General features: G+C 49.8%; 14 protein-coding genes. 3 read left to right on the top strand and 11 right to left on the bottom strand.

Annotated elements, in window-relative coordinates; all coding sequences use genetic code 11:
• Positions 1 to 147: 147 nt before the first annotated feature.
• Positions 148 to 687 carry a 2'-5' RNA ligase family protein gene (locus KK083_RS15430; protein ID WP_254164290.1) on the bottom strand — a complete coding sequence of 180 codons (540 nt, stop codon included), beginning with the start codon at positions 685 to 687 and terminating at the stop codon, positions 148 to 150.
• Positions 688 to 861: 174 nt separating this feature from the next.
• The gene (gene dinB / locus KK083_RS15425; RefSeq protein ID WP_317195231.1) at positions 862 to 2,055 is read right to left on the bottom strand and encodes a DNA polymerase IV; all 1,194 of its coding nucleotides are present in this window, start codon (positions 2,053 to 2,055) and stop codon (positions 862 to 864) included.
• A 198-nt stretch (positions 2,056 to 2,253) separates the two neighbouring features.
• Between dinB and KK083_RS15420 the strand changes: the two genes are divergently transcribed.
• On the top strand, positions 2,254 to 3,036 hold the full coding sequence (locus KK083_RS15420; protein WP_254164286.1) for an XRE family transcriptional regulator: 783 nt from the start codon (positions 2,254 to 2,256) through the stop codon (positions 3,034 to 3,036).
• Between the two features lie 3 nt (positions 3,037 to 3,039).
• Here the strand turns inward: KK083_RS15420 and KK083_RS15415 are convergent, their stop codons facing one another.
• Together KK083_RS15415 and hemF are read right to left on the bottom strand one after the other, a co-directional pair.
• Positions 3,040 to 4,599 (bottom strand): sensor histidine kinase, encoded by a 1,560-nt coding sequence (locus KK083_RS15415; RefSeq protein WP_254164284.1) that lies wholly within the window; start codon positions 4,597 to 4,599, stop codon positions 3,040 to 3,042.
• Between the two features lie 33 nt (positions 4,600 to 4,632).
• Positions 4,633 to 5,544, bottom strand: a complete 912-nt coding sequence (gene hemF / locus KK083_RS15410) for an oxygen-dependent coproporphyrinogen oxidase (RefSeq protein ID WP_254164282.1) — start codon at positions 5,542 to 5,544, stop codon at positions 4,633 to 4,635.
• Between the two features lie 273 nt (positions 5,545 to 5,817).
• Between hemF and KK083_RS15405 the strand changes: the two genes are divergently transcribed.
• Positions 5,818 to 7,812 carry an alpha-ketoacid dehydrogenase subunit alpha/beta gene (locus KK083_RS15405; protein ID WP_254164280.1) on the top strand — a complete coding sequence of 665 codons (1,995 nt, stop codon included), beginning with the start codon at positions 5,818 to 5,820 and terminating at the stop codon, positions 7,810 to 7,812.
• A 112-nt stretch (positions 7,813 to 7,924) separates the two neighbouring features.
• Here KK083_RS15405 and tamL read toward each other — a convergent pair whose 3' ends face one another.
• Complete coding sequence (gene tamL / locus KK083_RS15400) at positions 7,925 to 10,396, bottom strand: translocation and assembly module lipoprotein TamL (RefSeq protein WP_254164278.1); 2,472 nt, start codon at positions 10,394 to 10,396, stop codon at positions 7,925 to 7,927.
• Positions 10,397 to 10,405: 9 nt separating this feature from the next.
• On the opposite strand from tamL, the gene KK083_RS15395 reads away from it, so the two are divergent.
• Positions 10,406 to 11,137, top strand: coding sequence for an RNA methyltransferase (locus KK083_RS15395; RefSeq protein WP_254164275.1), 732 nt, complete (start codon positions 10,406 to 10,408; stop codon positions 11,135 to 11,137).
• On the opposite strand, the gene KK083_RS15390 is transcribed toward KK083_RS15395, so the two are convergent.
• The 6 genes from KK083_RS15390 to KK083_RS15365 all read right to left on the bottom strand — a co-directional run bounded on the left by KK083_RS15390 (position 11,134) and on the right by KK083_RS15365 (position 17,225).
• Positions 11,134 to 11,913, bottom strand: coding sequence for a queuosine precursor transporter (locus KK083_RS15390; RefSeq protein ID WP_254164273.1), 780 nt, complete (start codon positions 11,911 to 11,913; stop codon positions 11,134 to 11,136). The genes KK083_RS15395 and KK083_RS15390 overlap by 4 nt on opposite strands.
• 94 nt (positions 11,914 to 12,007) lie before the next feature.
• Complete coding sequence (locus tag KK083_RS15385) at positions 12,008 to 12,925, bottom strand: ribonuclease Z (RefSeq protein ID WP_254164270.1); 918 nt, start codon at positions 12,923 to 12,925, stop codon at positions 12,008 to 12,010.
• Between the two features lie 103 nt (positions 12,926 to 13,028).
• Entirely contained in the window at positions 13,029 to 13,409 is a 381-nt protein-coding gene (locus tag KK083_RS15380; protein WP_254164268.1) for an STAS domain-containing protein, read from the bottom strand.
• Positions 13,410 to 13,491: 82 nt separating this feature from the next.
• The gene (locus tag KK083_RS15375) at positions 13,492 to 14,454 is read right to left on the bottom strand and encodes a phosphoribosylaminoimidazolesuccinocarboxamide synthase (protein WP_254164266.1); all 963 of its coding nucleotides are present in this window, start codon (positions 14,452 to 14,454) and stop codon (positions 13,492 to 13,494) included.
• Positions 14,455 to 14,652: 198 nt separating this feature from the next.
• Positions 14,653 to 15,966 carry a toxin-antitoxin system YwqK family antitoxin gene (locus tag KK083_RS15370; protein WP_254164264.1) on the bottom strand — a complete coding sequence of 438 codons (1,314 nt, stop codon included), beginning with the start codon at positions 15,964 to 15,966 and terminating at the stop codon, positions 14,653 to 14,655.
• Between the two features lie 80 nt (positions 15,967 to 16,046).
• Entirely contained in the window at positions 16,047 to 17,225 is a 1,179-nt protein-coding gene (locus tag KK083_RS15365; protein WP_254164262.1) for an acetyl-CoA C-acyltransferase, read from the bottom strand.
• Between the last annotated feature and the right edge of the window lie 87 nt (positions 17,226 to 17,312).

Genomic DNA, 17,312 nt, shown 5'->3' with positions numbered 1-17,312 from the left:
AAAAAATGTAAAAATGAATACCTGCCAATACATCACGACCAACATGGTGTATGCGATGTGCGGAGCAATGCTGCAGGCTGGCCAGCATTGCAGCGGTGCATCGAATAAATAAGCACCTCAGTACGACATGTAGCGGGCTTGGACGACTTATTGATCGAACAGGATGTCCTTATAATGCATCCATTTTTGATCGGTCCTCGCCAACACCGTAATCCTGTCGCAGAGAAAGTGCTGGTTGCTGTAGTTCAAACCCTTCAGGTATGGCCAGCATCGGAGAAAATCATCCATAGCCAGGTTTCTGGCGATCGAAATGTGCGGCGTATACGATGCATTTTCTTTTACCAGCTTTTCAAAGATGTCTTGGATAGGGTATTTATTGACGATATCCATATAAACACATCGCTTCGAGCCATTATAAAAGACTCCGAAGCCCTTTAAGAAGATATTGAACGGTTTAAAATGTGCAGCCTTGTCTTCCACATGCTTAACGATGTCATGAAGATGCTCATCATTATACTTGAATAAGGAGATGTGAGCAATGGCGTGTCGGTCCTCCAGCTGACGACCAATGAGATAATGCACGTCATCCTTCAACACGGATACGTCACTCATGATGTGCCGGGGAGGAGAGATGAGAAAAAAAAGCTCCTTTACGGATGGTTCGAAATTGACGATGGATGTCTTCATATGCATAAACTTTTATTCTTTGATACTGATCTGACTCTTTTACTATTCACATTTGCCAGGTACTGCTCCATGCGATCCTCGAACAGATGTTTGTATCGCAATATCCTCCGATTCTCGCCGCTGTAGACAAAGCTTCTGCGACCACCCTGTCAGCCAATGCGGATGTATTAATATTCATCTTATTGTCCCTTTAAACATGTTGAGCTCCATCCTTACGCGTTTGTTTACGTCAATGGTATTGGCACGGATGAGCTTCTCAACGCCGTGTTTGTGTTTGATGTGGTCAATCGCCTGGTAAAGGTTGATGTTCTCGGCAGTGTCGTCAAAAAGGCTGATCTGATGATTGCCATGCACCAGCCCGCTTAGCCGTACCCCCACCAGCCGCAACAGCATGCGTCGGCTATAGAGCTTCTCGAACAACTCCGAGACAACGCGCAGCAGCACATGATCAGAGGAGGTGTATGGGATTTGTACCTGCTTGGTCTCCGTATCGAAGTTCGCATAACGGATCTTCACCGTGACACACGATGCCAGCTTCTTCTGATCGCGCAGGTTGAAAGCAACCTTCTCGACCATGGCGATAAGGATGTTCTTTAACTTCTTTATATCGATGGTATCGTTCTCGAAAGTGCACTCTGTAGAGATCGATTTTTGCTCACTATAAGGTACAACGGGAGAGGTATCGATACCACGCGCTTTATTCCAGAGCGAAAAACCATTTTTGCCAAAGGCGCTTACCAGGAACTGGATCGGCATCTCGCGTAATGTGCGCACTGTGCGAACCCCCATATCATAAAGGAAGGAAGCTGTCTGCTTTCCAACCATCGGGATCTTTTCAACAGCGAGAGGATCCAGGAAATCTCCTTCTTTGCCAGCAGTGATATGCGCTTCTGCATTAGGTTTATATTCTGCCGTAGCCACCTTGGAAACAAGCTTGTTCACAGACATCCCCAGGGAGATGGGAAGACCGCTTTCTGTTGCAATTTTTTTTCTAAGCTCTTTCGCCCATTTGAAAGCGCCGAAGTAGCGGTCCATGCCACTGGCGTCAATGTAAAATTCATCGATGGAAGATTTTTCAAAGGCAGGTGCCTGTGCGGCAATGACCTGAGTCACTTCGTGCGATGCCTGGCTGTATGCCTCCATATCTCCGGAGATGACTTTTGCATCAGGGCAAAGCTGCAACGCCAGGTACATGGGCATGGCTGAATGAACACCGAACTTCCTGGTCTCGTAACTGCAGGCCGCCACCACGCCCCTGCGGCTGCTTCCACCGATGATCAGTGGTTTCCCCTTCAGCCGCGTATCCCGCTTGCATTCCACCGCCACAAAAAAGGCGTCCAGATCCAGATGTATTACATTTCTTTCCACACCCAAATATCTAAATTTATTAGTATTCTCCTTGCATCATCAACTAATTTTTTTAGTTTTGTAACGTTGTTTGCCATAGCAACCCTTTATCTCTACAGGTAAAGGTTTTGGGTTTAGTTGTGATTACTTTTGTGACCGTTCCGCTGGTATTGCGGAACGGCACAGGTAATTTTATGTGCTTGGCAAAAACTAATATTCATGGCTATCGTAAACCGGAATCTCAAATTCTTGCGCGTCCAGCAAGGACTGACTCAAAAACAGCTCGCTGAAAAATTGGGGCTAAAGCAGGCCGCCGTAGGCGCCTATGAAGAAGAACGCTCCACACCACCCGTATCCAGTTTGGTGGAGATCTCTAAGATCTTCAATGTGAGCCTGGACCACCTTGTTAATAAAGACCTTAGTCTTTTGCCGCAGAAAGAGTGGAAAGCAAAGACCGCTGGCCGGGGCAAAGAGATCCTCGCCATCACGGTAGATCAGAATAATAAGGAGAATGTCGAACTGGTCACTCAGAAGGCTTCTGCAGGTTATTTGTCCGGTTATCAGGACCCCGAATATGTGAAAGACCTGCCCAAGATCAGCCTCCCGGTTTTACCGAAGAACAGAACTTACCGCGCCTTCGAGATCCAGGGCGAGTCCATGCTCCCCGTGCAACCCGGCAGCATTATTTTCGGAGAATATATCGAAGACACCAAGACCATCAAAAATGGAAAACTTTATGTGCTGGTGACCAGCCACGAGGGAATCGTTTTTAAACGCGTTTTCAATTTTGCAGATCAGCAGGGAAAGTTGTTACTGGTGTCCGACAACCGCTCATACGAACCCTTCTCCGTCAAGGCAGAAGATGTACTGGAGATCTGGGCGGCGAAAGCTTACTTTTCTCAACAGTTCCCAGAACCCGAGTCCGGCCCGGCGTCACTTGTAGACCAGCTCGCGTTCCAGGTATTCCAGCTGCAGGCAAAAAATAAGACCAAAGACAAATAGCGGTCAGCGGATTTCTGTTTTAAGCGGAAGACGTATCCGGAAGGTTGATCCTTCATCCGGCTTACTGTCAATCTCGATCTGTCCGTTCAGTTTTTCCACTTGCTGTTTTACAAGGTACAGACCCAATCCTTTTCCCTGTGTGTGGGTATGGAATCGCTTGTAAAGTTTGAACATCTCTCCGCTGAATTTGCTCAGGTCGATCCCCAGTCCGTTGTCCGACACTTCCAACAGCAAGTGTCCATTTACGGTCCGCGACGAGATCCGCACCTGCGGCTTACGATCAAATGACCTGTACTGGATCGCGTTGCTGATGAGATTGTAAAGAATACTGTTAATATAGGCTTTGACGGAGATAATCCGATCTATCTCGAAATGGCTGTCGATCTCTGCTTCGTTGCCCCTGATAAAAGGGTTGAGCGTTTTTTTGATGAGATTCAGTTCCTGGTCCAGTGAGAACTCTTCAAAGATCGAGAACTTGTCATTGCGGATGTCGATGATCTTATTCAGGTCCCTGATCACGGTCTCAAGCGACTCGGTCGACTGTTGCAGCAGTGTCAGGATCTGTTTGCCCTCCTCTTCGGTATTGGCGTGGTGATAAATGTTGATCAGGCCCAGCATGCTGGCAACCGGTCCGCGCAAATTGTGCGAGATGGTATAAGAAAATTGCTGCAGTTCATTATTGTGCGCCACAAGCTGCTGGTTGGTCAGCAAGAGGTCCTTACTTTTTTCATCCAGCGATTTCGACAGCAGCTCATTCTGCTGCTCGAGCTTCAGGTTCTGGCGTTCTATCTGGCGGTTTGCCAGGATCAGGCTGTCCTGGCTCTGGATCAACTCTTCACTCTGTGCCTGGATCTCTTCATTCTGGGTTTCGATATTCTTGTTCAGCTCGTGCAGCTCCTGGTTGGCCTGGGCAAACTCATCGTTCTTTTTGTTCAGGTTTTGGATGAGCTGCGCATTTTTAAGCTCGTATTCGTCGGTGATCTCTTTCAACGACATCACACTGCCCACCAGCAGCGCGTAGGTGATCAGCATCGAAAGGTTGGCCGTGATGTATTGGTTGACGGTAGGCACTGCGTGAAGCACACTGTAATAACGCAGCAGTACATCGAGCGAAGCAAAAAGGATAAAGTTGATGGCCAGGCAGCTGAACATCAGCCTTTTCTCACGGGTAGAAAAGATCAGTACCGGTATCACGGCCGTGGTAAGAACAACACAGAATATTCCAGGACTGCGTATGTAAGTAAATCTTTCAGGCTGCTGGAAGCGCACCAGCATCAGGATTGCTATGCTGGTTACTGGGAGTACCAGGGGAAGCAGGAACCTGCTGATATTGGTCATCCCGAGGAAATTCAAAAGCGGGATGCTCGACATCACGACGATGGCGAAGAGAATGATCGAATCATTCGTTCCCCATCCGTTCATGGCATAATAAACGAGGAAAACGGACGAGAGCGTGACGGCTATAAGGGCGATCGTATTGCAGAGAATAATAGCCCTTGCGCGCGATTCAGGTGTCGTTGCTGATACGCCCGCATGGAGCACCAGCTTGAGTGTGGGGTTCATCTTTTCAATTAAGCTGTAATATGCGGTGGAGGTTTAGGCCACCCAATCAATCCCTTTTTTCAGGAGTGACAATGTTTTCTGCTCTGGAGAACCTGGAGCTACCTTATGACTATATACCCATTGTGCCTGTGGTGGTAAGCTCATCAGGATGGATTCCGTTCTGCCATCGGTCTCCAGCCCGAACTTCGTGCCGCGGTCCCAAACCAGGTTGAACTCAACATACCGGCCCCTTCGTAAATACTGCCATTGTTTTTCCTGTTCACCGTAGGGTAACGATTTGTTCTTTTTCATGTAATGTGTGTAGATCGGCGCGAACGCAGATCCTACGCTCTGAACAAAAGCGAACCTCGAGCGTTTTGTAAAGCCATGATCATCTTTCAGGTGATCGAAGAAGATACCGCCGATACCCCGTGTTTCCTGTCGGTGCCGGATAAAAAAATAATCGTCGGCCCACTTCTTAAATTCCGGATAATAGGAAGTGTGATGCTGGTCACAAACAGCCTTCAGCTTGTGGTGAAAATACTGTGCGTCGCCTTCATCCACATAGTGAGGGGTAAGATCAATGCCACCGCCAAACCACCACGTGCCGTTAGACATCTCGAAATACCGTACGTTCATGTGGATAATGGGAACCATCGGACTGAAAGGATGTAACACGATGGAAACCCCGCAGGCAAAAAAGTCAGGGTGAACTCCTGGTGGGAGATTCAGTGTCTTTAAGGTAGGCTCGGGTGTTTTTCCCCAGACAGCCGAAAAATTCACGCCGCCTTTTTCAATGACGTTGCCCTCCGTTAAGACCCGCGAAATACCGCCACCCCCGCCCGGACGCTCCCATGCGTCGCTGATGAATTTGCCTTTTCCGTCGGCATGCTCCAACTGCTCGCAGATCTCCTGCTGCAGCGTTTTAAACCATTCCTGGATCTCTTCTTTATCGGGACCGTTCATTTCTGGTGGCTGAAAATGATGATACAACCTGGCGCAAAGATGCCACGAATCATTGTATCTGCCAATAAACCGCAGCGCCGGGTCATAGCCTGAAAACGTTTTTCAATCGTTTGAATTTCCAAAATGCATTATCTTTAGGCCGAGACCAAATTTTGAAAGATGGCTATTGCTCAGCGCGCAAAATCACAAAATAAGAGATTAAGACCCGGTAAGCCTGAACTGCCTCCGGATATTTTATTAAGAGCGTATGAGCTTATGTGTACGGTAAAACGGATGGCTGATATGTACGACGAGAACCGCGAGGTCTGTAGCCGGTACGTTCACAGCACTTCACGCGGCCATGAAGCAATACAACTGGCGGCAGGTATGCAATTGAAACCCTGCGACTACGCTTCACCTTATTACAGGGATGAGTCGATGTTGCTGGGCATGGGCCTCGAGCCCTATGAGCTCATGCTTCAGCTGATGGCCAAGCGCGACGATCCTTTCTCCGGTGGACGAACCTATTATGGACATCCCAGTCTGAAACGTGAGGGCTTTCCCACCATTCCGCATCAAAGTTCAGCTACAGGTATGCAGGCCATCCCCGCCACTGGCATGGCACATGGCATAGCCTACCTTGAATCACAGGGAATACTGAAATCAGATGAAAACCCTCTGGTGCTTTGTTCCCTGGGCGATGGCTCCGTCACAGAAGGCGAAGTAGCGGAAGCCTTTCAGATGGCCGTACTGAAAAAATTACCGGTGATCTATCTTGTTCAGGACAACGATTGGGGGATCTCTGCAACAGGAAAGGAAATGCGCGCCATGGATGCCTATGAGTATGCCGCGGGTTTCAAAGGAATGGAGCGCATGGCTGTAGATGGTGCCGATTTTGTCGACTCCTACCTCGGTATGAAAAAAGCCATCGACCATGTGAGGAAAAAAAGAAGCCCGATACTGGTGCACGCAAAATGCCCGTTGCTGGGCCACCATACCTCAGGTGTGAGACGGGAATGGTACCGTGGTGAAGACCTGGAGTTGCACAGAAAATCGGATCCCATTGAAAGGCTCAGGCAATATTTGTTGGAGACAGGAGAGTCGGAAGAAGTGCTGGAGCAGGCACAAGAACGGGCCACAGCACGAGTGACCAAAGATTATGAGAGAGCCATCAGTGCGCCATCGGCCGACGTGGATGATTTCGACACCCATGAGTTCGCACCTGCAACCATCACAGAGGAGAGCGGAGTGCGGTCACCACAGAATGGCGAGAAGGTTGTTATGGTCGATGCCGCCCTGCATGCCGTGGATGAGCTGCTGAAGAAACACCCCGAAGCGCTTTTTTATGGACAGGATGTAGGCCGCAGGTTGGGAGGTGTATTTCGCGAGGCTGCAACACTCGCGCAAAAATATGGAGATGAACGCGTTTTTAATACGCCGATCCAGGAAGCCTACATTGTCGGGTCTACCGCGGGAATGTCCGCGGTGGGAGCGAAGCCCATCGTAGAGATCCAGTTTGCAGATTACATCTGGCCGGCCATGAATCAGCTGGTGGAGGAGCTTTCAAAAAGTTGTTACTTATCAAAAGGCAAGTTCCCCATTCAGTCACTCATCCGTGTGCCCATCGGCGCCTATGGTGGAGGTGGTCCCTATCATTCAGGAAGTGTGGAGTCTACCTTGCTTACCATCCGCGGTATCAAAGTCGTTTATCCCTCTAATGCTGCAGACATGAAAGGACTTTTGAAGGCCTCCTTTTACGATCCTAACCCCGTGGTGCTGCTCGAGCATAAAGGACTTTACTGGTCAAAAGTGCCCGGTACAGGCGAAGCTAAGACCGTGGAGCCCGATGAAGATTATATCATTCCGCTGGGCAAGGCAAACATCGTTCAGCAGGCATCAGAAGAAAACATAGCTGCAGGAGGGGCAGCTGTGGTCATCACTTATGGCATGGGTGTATACTGGGCGAAAGAAGCCTCCAGGGATTTTTCAGAACAGATCACGATCGTTGATTTGCGTACCCTGAACCCCATCGACTGGGATATCATTGCCAGTGAAGTAAAGAAACACAATCGCGCTTTCGTGCTCACAGAAGAACCATTGCTCAACTCCTTCGCTGAATCACTTGCCGGCCGGATCTCGAAAGAATGTTTTCGCTACCTCGACGCACCCGTATGGACGTTTGGTGCCGCCAACCTCCCGGCTATTGCACTCAACGCCGACCTCGAAAAAATGATGCTGCCCAACGCAGACAAAGTGAAGACCGAGCTCCGAAAATTGCTAACATTCTGAAGAACAGTAGGCAGTTGCAATAGGCAATCATCAGCAGATAATGGGTAGAACACGATCGTACCTCGTAAATCGTACCTCGTACTTATAACTCACTCGCCCCAACCGGCAACCATTAAAAAGGATATCCTATCCCAATATTATAGATCACCGGTTCTTTAATGTTCAGATACCGGGTATTCTCGCCTTCGCCCACTTTTCTCGCATAAGGTTTAAAGAACCTTACTTTGTCGAGCACAAACCGGTCTCCCGGATCGCGGGCAGGATCGTATGCCTTGATGCCCACATCGAAGCAAAGGATGAGGAAGGTGAAGTCAAAACGTAGTCCGAAGCCCGTGCCGATACCCAGCTCCTTGTAAAAACTACCACCTTTGAATTGTGAGTTACCCGTTCCGGTAGCTTCTTTTTGCTGCTTGAACGTCCATACATTGCCAGCATCTACGAACACAGCGCCGTCAATGAATCCTACCAGCTTGGTTCGAAGCTCGAGGCTTCCTTCCATCAGGATCTCGCCCGGTCTTTCGAACTGGTAGCTGAAGGTACCGTCCACAACGGGATTGGCAGCCAACGGTGGAGGTAGGCTTCCAAGCCCGAGTCGTCTTGGCCTCCAGGCGCGCACGCTTCTGCTTCCACCGGCAAAATAGTACTTTTCATAAGGCAGCGAGTTGTTCGATCCGTACGAGTAGGCGATCCCTGTATTGAACCGGTAGGCCAGCTGCGCCCATTTGTTGAGGATCCTCACACGCCTGACATCAAAGCTGAACCTGAGGTATTTGAAGTACTTCAATCCCTGATCCGTGATGATGTCTGTGTCGATCAGGTTGAGTGTGGTTCCGCCGGTTTCGAACTGCGACCGGATGAAGATCGAGTGTTTGTCAAGGCTTCCATAGTCACGGTTCCAGGTGATGCTAAAGATCATGCTGCTCACGAATGAAGGATCGAAAGAACGGGCAAGGTTATAGTTGCCGAGACTGTCGAGCTCGTGGAGGCGTTGTTTAAAGCCAGCAGAGATATTTTTGGAATCGATCAAACTGATGTTGGTCAGCGCAAGCGAGTATTGTGTGGTCCGCTGGTTTTGCCACGTATAGGTATTCGAAAAGGTGGTGCTGGTTCGCCGGTACTCCGGCCGGTCGGTATAGGTATATCCGAGCGATAAACGGGTTTTGGGGTTATACTTGCCGAGCCTGATCTGGGTTGCCTCCCGGAACGGCCAGATAAATTGTGGAAAGATGAGGGCGGCGTTGGCGCTGGCTTCTATGCTCTTGTAAACGTTGAGCTCTTCCGTAGCCGATGCTACGCCTTCCACGCCGAACCTCCCGCTCAGCTCCAGGTTTTCTAGCCCCCTGAAGATGTTGCGTTTTTTGAGACTGACGCTGTAAAAAGGACCGGGATATCCCTGCGTAACGTTCACACCCAATTCATTCGTCCATTCGTACCGTTTCAGCGGACTGGCAAAGATGTTAGCAATGAACTTCCCGCCCGATGTATCGTAATTGATGTTCACAAATTTGAATGCATCGAGGTTGGCGAGCTGCCTTTGCGATTCGTAGGTCTTTGTAAGGCTATACAGATTTTCAGGGGAGAGGAAGAGGCGTTGGCTGAGGATCTTGAGGCTGTAATAATCGTGATACGAGCTATACTGCACATCGCGGTAAGTGCGGGTCGTGCGTTCAAATCCCGGGTTTGTCACCCCTGCATCTGCCGTGAACCGCACTGAATCTATGCGGAACTGCTTGTGGTAGCCGCGTTTGGCCGGGTCCAGCACTTCGATCATCACCGCCACCTTTCGATTGCCCCGCATGGCTGTGTCGATAGAAAAATCCACATACTGCCTGCTGAAGTCAAAGTAGCCGTTGTCTTTTAAGAGCAGGTCTAAACGTTCGCGTTCTTTCTCAAAATCCTCCTGCCTGTACCGGTGGTTTTTTCTGATATAGCTCTGTGTCCCGGAATTTTTGATCAAACGATAAACGGAGCTGTCGGAGATCCGGTAGAAGATAGTGTCGATCATGTATGGGGCAGAGGCTTCAACCCGGTACGAAACGCTCACGAATTTGCCCAGCGACGTGGTTTTGGTAGTCACGTGATTGTGAAAATAACCTTCGGAGAACAGGTAATTCCTGAAACGGTTGATGGTGGTTTCCACCAGTCCGCTGTCGAACACGGCCACCTGCTCACCCCACTGCATAAAATGGTTGCCATTCTCAATGAACGAGTTCAGGCGGTCCATCTTCTTCTGCTTCCGGAACTGGTAGTTGTTGATCTTACGCTGCGATGAGGTTCCCGCGATCTTGGCATTGAACTTCTGCTCTACCTTTTCCTTTTTGCGGACGTATTTTTCGCGGTCGTAGGTTTTTTCGCCCCAGTAGTAGATGCCTACCAGGTGATAGATCGGCAGTCCCAGCAGCCGGCGGTTTGGACGCTGGGCGTAAAGATTGCGCAGCGCTTCGTGATCAATGCCCTCGGGAGCCTTTACACTTTGCTGGATCAGTCGCTTTTGACCTTCTTTGAGATGCTGGGTGCCTAAACAGCCCGTGAGCAGCACAGGCACCAGAATTAAGATAAAATATTTACTTTTCGTCGTAATCAATCTTTGTAAATGCTGTCGAAAGCGAACGCAAAATTCATCAAATCCCTGCAAGTAAAGAAATACCGAAAACAGGAGCAATGTTTTATGATAGAAGGAGCGAAAAGTGTGCTAGAATTGTTACGCTCTGATTTTGAGGTAGTTCAGGTACTAGGAACCCGCGATTTTCTGGAAAGCATCCCGCATGGCGCGCCTGGTGAGCGCATCGAGGTCTCTGACGCCGAGCTTCAGGGGCTGGGGGAATTTCAGACCAACAATTCGGCCCTGGCCATCGCCCGCATGAAGCCCAACAATATCATCAGCGTTGCCGACCAGGAATTTGCGTTAGTACTCGACGATATCCGCGACCCTGGCAACCTGGGTACCATCATCCGCACGGCAGACTGGTACGGTATCCACAAGATCATCGCTTCCGCGGAGACTGCCGATTTTTACAATCCCAAGGTGATCAGTGCCACCATGGGCTCATTCACCCGTGTAAACGTCTTTTATACCGATCTGCCTCAGTACCTGAATGGAGTCCGGCATAAGGTCTTCGGTGCGTTCCTCGATGGTAAGAACATCCACGACGTCAGCTTCGCATCCGGTGGCCTGGTGGTGATCGGGAACGAGTCGCGCGGCATCAGCCCCACCCTCGACCGGTATATCACAGACAAGATCACCATTCCCCGTTATGGCGAGGCCGAGTCCCTCAACGCCGCCATTGCCACCGCCATTATCTGCGATAACCTCAGAAGAGGTTAGAAGAAACCTTTACTGTTCTCTGCAGCATGCGCTGCGATCTTTTCCGCATTCTCCTTGCCCAGGTAGTTATCGATGAGGGAATGGCCGAGGTAGATCAGCGGTGTGAGCAACACGGCCACGGCAAATTTGTAGATGTAATTGGTGATGCCGATAGCAATGATCTGCTGGTTGGAGAACACACCGTAGAACGCAATGAATAACACCACAAAACTGTCTACCAGCTGCGATACCAGCGTGGAGCCCGTGGCACGAAGCCAGAGTTGCTTGTTGCCCGTAACCCTTCGAAGCTTCTGGAAGACAAAAACATCCACCAGCTGCCCGATGATAAAAGCGGTGAGCGAGCCGATGATGATGCGCTGGCCCTGGCCCATGATCTTGTTGAAGGCAATGTCCATATTCACGTCGTTGCCATTGGCATCTTTGCCCGTCACCCACCATTCCGCAGGGGGCAGCTTCATGGAAAGGTACATGACTACGAAGGCATAGGTGATCAATAGCGCCGTGAAGTAGCTGATACGTTTCACCCCGGGTTTGCCAAAATATTCGTTGATCAAATCTGTGGTGATGAACACTACCGGCCAGATCAACGCTCCCGCTGTCAGGTTGAAGTCCATTGTAAAACCAAGAATGTTGAGGTTGGCGGGTTTCAGCCCGGCCATGGCTTCGGCCGAAAAGATCTTGACGCCAATGATCTCCGCCAGCAGGGTATTCGTGATGAAGATGCCACAAAGAATGATAAAAAGCCTGTTGCGCTTCCGGTCTAGGGTGATTTCCATCTGACAAGTTTAAGCTTAAAATTTAAAGTTTAAAGTTTAAAGTTTAAAATCCAGTCGAGTTGTGTGCTCCAACTCAACTTTAAACTTCAAACTTTCAATCTTTAACTGTGAACACGCCTCCCTCAATCGCCAGCTCGCAGTTTTCGAAGACCTTCTTCGCTTCTTCCAGTATCGGGGCCAGGTCTTTGTATCGGGCAGAGAAATGGCCTACCAGGAGTTTGGTTACTTCCGCTTTTTTGGCGAAGAGCGCCGCCTGTGCCGCCGTGCTGTGCTGCGTTTCAATGGCTTTTGCTTCTTCGTCTACAGTGAAGGTGGCTTCGTGGTAGAGCAGATCGATATTTTTAAGCTGGTCGATGATCAGCTCGTTGTAGGCAGTGTCGGAGCAGTAGGCGTAACTTCTCGACCTGCGGGGTGGATAGGTGAGGTCTTCATTCTTATACAGGATATTCCCTGTTTCGTCGATCACGTCGTAACCTTTCTTGAGGTTGGCGATCTGCTTCAGCAACAGTCCCTGTGGCAGCTTCTCCTTGTTCACGCGCCTGGGTTTTATCTTCTCACGAAACAGGAACCCGGAGCAGTGAAGCTTGTGTAACAAGGGAATGGTCTCAACGGTCAGGGCATCGTCTTCATAGATGATCTCCTGGGCACCTTTTTCGAGGCGGTGAAAGATCATTTTGAAATTTGGCGCAGACCGCGAATGCCGCAGCTGTGCCGTGATGATCTCATCGAGGCCGGCGTGGCTGTAGAGGTGGAGGTCGTTGGTTCTTCGCAGCAGGTGCATGGTGAAGATCAGGCCCATGAGACCGAGGTAATGATCGCCATGCAGGTGGCTGATGAAAATGTGATTGATGCGGTGCAGGTTCGCCTGGAAACGCATGAGCTGCATCTGCGTTCCTTCCCCGCAGTCAACCAGAAAATGCCGGTTCTGGATCTCTACAAGTTGTGCGGAGGGAAACCTTCCGTAAGCCGGAAGTGCGCCGCTGGAACCGAGTATGGTGACGTTGAAGCTCATGCCATGGAACTCTTCTCAAATAACGAACAAAAAAGAAATGACCAAAACGCAGGTTCCGGTCATTGGCAAATATTGTGCGAATATTGTGTGATACGGGATCAGCTTAGTTCCCGTCGCTGTCTTTCAGATCCTTTTCGATCTCGTGCATGAACACCGCGTCGATGGCTTCCTCTACTTTGGGTAGGATGTTGAGTACGCTGTCGAGCTGAGATATTTTGATCAGCTTGGTGGTGTGATCAGAGAGACAGGCCAGCACAAAGATGCCGCCATCCTCTTGAACAATCCGGTTGCCCACCAGCAGGGCACTGAGGCCCGAAGAGTCGGTATACTTAACTTCCGAAAGGTCGAGAATGATGTTGCGAACGCCCTCTGCATGCAGGGTGATCAGTTCGGATTTCAGGTTCGGGGCTACGCTCGAGTCCAGTTTTTCCTCATGAAGGCGTAGTAAACTGTATTTTTCCTGCTTGTCGATGGTATATTTCATGTATTAAGAATTCACTGGTCCTGGAAAACCGCCGTTTTAACCTAAAACGTAAGCATTCCACCCGCAATATAAATGCAATTTCTTATTTTTTCAGCGTTTGTAAGTTAATGGAATTTATCGAATTAATGACGTTCCGCTCGACCCGGGGAAGGATGGCGGCGTAGTCTACCGGGTCCAGGGATTCACCGCGCACCTGCTGGTAAAGCTCCTTATAACGTGCTGATATTGAGGATACTATTTCGTCAGTCATCAGCGGAACCTGTTGGCCGTCTTTGCCCTGGAATCCGTTTTCGATCAGCCATTGACGCACAAATTCCTTCGACAGCTGCTTCTGGGCTTCACCCGCTTTCTGCCTTGCTTCATAACCTTCTGCGTAAAAATAGCGCGATGAATCGGGTGTATGCACTTCGTCGATCAGGTAAATGGTGCCATTGTGTTTTCCGAACTCGTACTTGGTGTCCACGAGAATAAGATTCCGTTGGGCTGCCAGCTCTGTTCCTTTTTTATACAACTTCAGCGTATAGTCTTCCAACATTTTGTAATCAGCCTCGCTTACAAGCCCTCTTTTCAGGATCTCTTCGCGCGAGATATCTTCATCGTGCCCTACCTTGGCTTTGGTAGTGGGGGTGATGATCGGGTGGGGGAGCTTGTCGTTTTCCTTTAAACCTTCAGGAAGCGTAACACCGCAGAGTGTTCTTTTTCCAGCTTTGTATTCGCGGGCGGCATGCCCGGCAAGGTATCCGCGTACCACCATTTCTACCGGAAACGGCTCGCACTTGAAGCCTACCGTTACATTCGGGTCGGGTGTGGCAATGACCCAGTTCGGAACGATGTCCTTCGTCGCCGAAAGATTGAAGGCGGCGATCTGGTTCAGCACCCTTCCCTTATCAGGAATGGCACGGGGCAGGATCACATCAAAAGCAGAGATGCGGTCAGTGGCCACCATCGCCATGAGGTCGCCAAAATAATAGACGTCACGAACCTTCCCGCTGTAAAAACCTGTCTGACCGGGAAATTTGAAATTTGTCTCCTTGATAGCTTGCATAGTACTGATCAAGGTTCAAATTAACGGTTTAAAAAATGAACTTTAAAATCTTTTTCCCGGAAGGCAAAGTCTTTCTTCTCACACCTCAGCATATCCATACCGGACGTCGGTCTATCTTACTTCGATCGCCGTAGCTTCAGCGGAGGTAATGGCCTGGCATGGGCGCAGGCCGGGATGGATACGCTGAGCTCACCCTGTCTACTTCGTATTAACAAGGATCCCTGCCCGGTAAAGCAGCGTTCGCGTCAGATTCCCCTGCTCATCGTACTCCTTCCATTCCTTGTGCTTCTTGTCAGCGATATACTCGCCCTGCTCTTTGATCTTTCCATTGGGATAATATCCCGTATAAAGCCCATGCTTGCGGTTCGAACGGTATTCACCCACCGACTCCTTGCCTCCGTCTTCATAAAATGTTTTAAAGGGGCCCGCCAGCAGGTTGAACTTGAACTCCTCCTCCCGGGCGAGTTTGCCATTGCTGTAATAAGTGTAACGTGTTCCCGTGAGCTTCCCGTTTTCGTAGGTCTGCTTTTGCTTCACGGTTTTGGTTCCTTCGAAATAAAAGACCCAGGTGCCATGAGGTTTTTCTTCCCGAAATCTTTTTTCAGAAGTCAGCATTTCGTTCTCGTCATAATTGTATTGGGTGATCTCCATGCCGTTGGCTGAAGCAACCTCCTTTACACTGGTCTTCCCGTTGGGGTGGTAGGTGTAATTCGTTCCGGATTTTTTTCCATCCTTATACAGGAAACGATGGGCCACTGCACCGTTGGCGAAGTAGGCGAGATTGTCACCTTCGAGCTTGCCATTGAGAAAACTGCCTTCCAAAATGAGATGTCCTTCGCGATCGTAATTCTTGTACTGGCCGTTCTTGGATCCCTCCTGCATGGTAGACACGGTTTCGAGCTGCCCGTTGGTGTAATAGGTTTTATAAAATCCCTTCAACACACCGTTTTCGTAGTTGGCTTCTGTTTCAACCTTGCCGTCGGCGTAGAAGCTGCGGGTGATGCCGTTGGGTTTCCCTTTCTTATAGTGCATCTCCTTTTTTAGCTTCCCGTTAGGATAATACTCCTTCACCAATCCTTCAGGTTTCCCTTTTACAAAATAGGTTTCGCCTTTGATGTCGCCGTTATCGAAGAACGATTGAATGCTATCGGTGAGAATGTCGTTCTGATAATACGCTTTCTGTACGGCAGCGCCTTCATCGTTGTATACTTCCACCACCCCATGGCGGAGCCCGTTCACATAGTTCAGCTTGCGCGCCGGCTTTCCATTCTCGTGGAACTCGGTGAACTGCCCTGATTTTTTGCCGTCATCGAAGAAGCCTTCCACCATGAGATTACCATTTTCGTAGAAGCGTTTGTATTTACCCACGTACACGGAGTTGTCGGCATTGGAGACGAAATAACTCTCCTGCGGCTTTTTTTTCTGCGGATCGTAATAGGTGCGCACTTCCTTCTGGCAGAAGGCCGCAAACGTTACGAGGGTGAGCAGGCACGATGCTGCAAATCTCTTCATACTAACTTTCGGGTTCATCTTAAAAATAAAACAGCCATGCGGATAACGCAAGGCTGTCTGGATTGTTGTACGATCTGTTTCTATAGCATTTCAATCACCATGGCTGATGCGCCGCCACCGCCATTGCAGATCCCGGCTACACCAATGGCTGCATTGTTTTGCTTTAGCACGTTTACCAGCGTGGTGACGATCCTGGCACCGGAAGCGCCCAGCGGATGTCCCAAAGCCACTGCGCCGCCATTAACATTGGCTTTCGCCGGATCGATGCCCAGCTTCATGTTGTTGGCAATGGCAACAGCCGAAAATGCTTCGTTGATCTCGTAATAGCCGACGTCTTTCTTATCCACGCCTGCAAGCTTCATCGCCTTGGGTATGGCGATCGAAGGGGTAGTGGTGAACCACATGGGGTCCTGCGCCGCATCTGCAAAACCTCTGATCCTGGCGATGGGTTTAAGGCCAAGCTCCTGTGCTTTTTCCTTGCTCACCAGCATCAGCGCAGAAGCGCCGTCGTTCAGGGTAGAGGCGTTGGCGGCGGTTACGGTTCCGTCTTTCGTGAAGGCGGGTTTCAGACCCGGGATCTTATCGAAAAATACATTCTTGTACTCTTCGTCTTCCGCAACAGCAGTAACGTTTCCCTTGCGGTCTTTGATCTCTACGGGAATAACTTCGTCTTTGAATTTGCCGGCAGTCCACGCACTGGCCGACCGCTTATAAGAGTTGATGGCGTAATTGTCCTGATCCTGGCGGCTGATGTTCATCTCTTTGGCTGTGTTATCGGCACAAACGCCCATGGCACAGTGGTTATAAACATCCGTCAGGCCATCGTACTGAAGGCCGTCGATCAGTTCGCCGTTGCCGTACTTGTAACCTGTACGCGCTTTCAAGAGGTAATAGGGCACGTTGCTCATGCTCTCTGTCCCACCCGCTACAACCACATCGTTGTGCCCGAGCATGATTGATTGTGCACCCATCATCACGGCCTTCATGCCCGAAGCGCAGACCTTGTTGATGGTGGTGCAGGGGATCTCATAACCCAACCCGGCGCCTACCGCTACCTGCGTGGCGGGAGCCTGACCAAGACCAGCAGAGATCACGTTGCCGATAAACACCTCCTGGATCAGTTTAGCATCTACCTTCGATCTTTCTATAGCACCTTTCACTGCCGCTGCTCCCAGCTGAATGGCCGTCAGCGAAGCCAGGCTTCCTCCAAAGCTTCCGATAGGTGTGCGCACGGCAGAAACGATATATACCTCTTTCATGATTTAATGGATTTCAAACGATTTAACGGCGGTAAAAATAGGGAAAAGTCGATAGTCCATAGTCAATGGTCCATGGTATTTTAACCG

Origin of the sequence: Chryseosolibacter histidinae (assembly GCF_018598225.1) — a bacterium.
In the GTDB taxonomy this organism is placed as follows: domain Bacteria; phylum Bacteroidota; class Bacteroidia; order Cytophagales; family Cyclobacteriaceae; genus Chryseosolibacter; species Chryseosolibacter histidini.
This window is presented reverse-complemented; position numbering and strand designations above follow the sequence as displayed.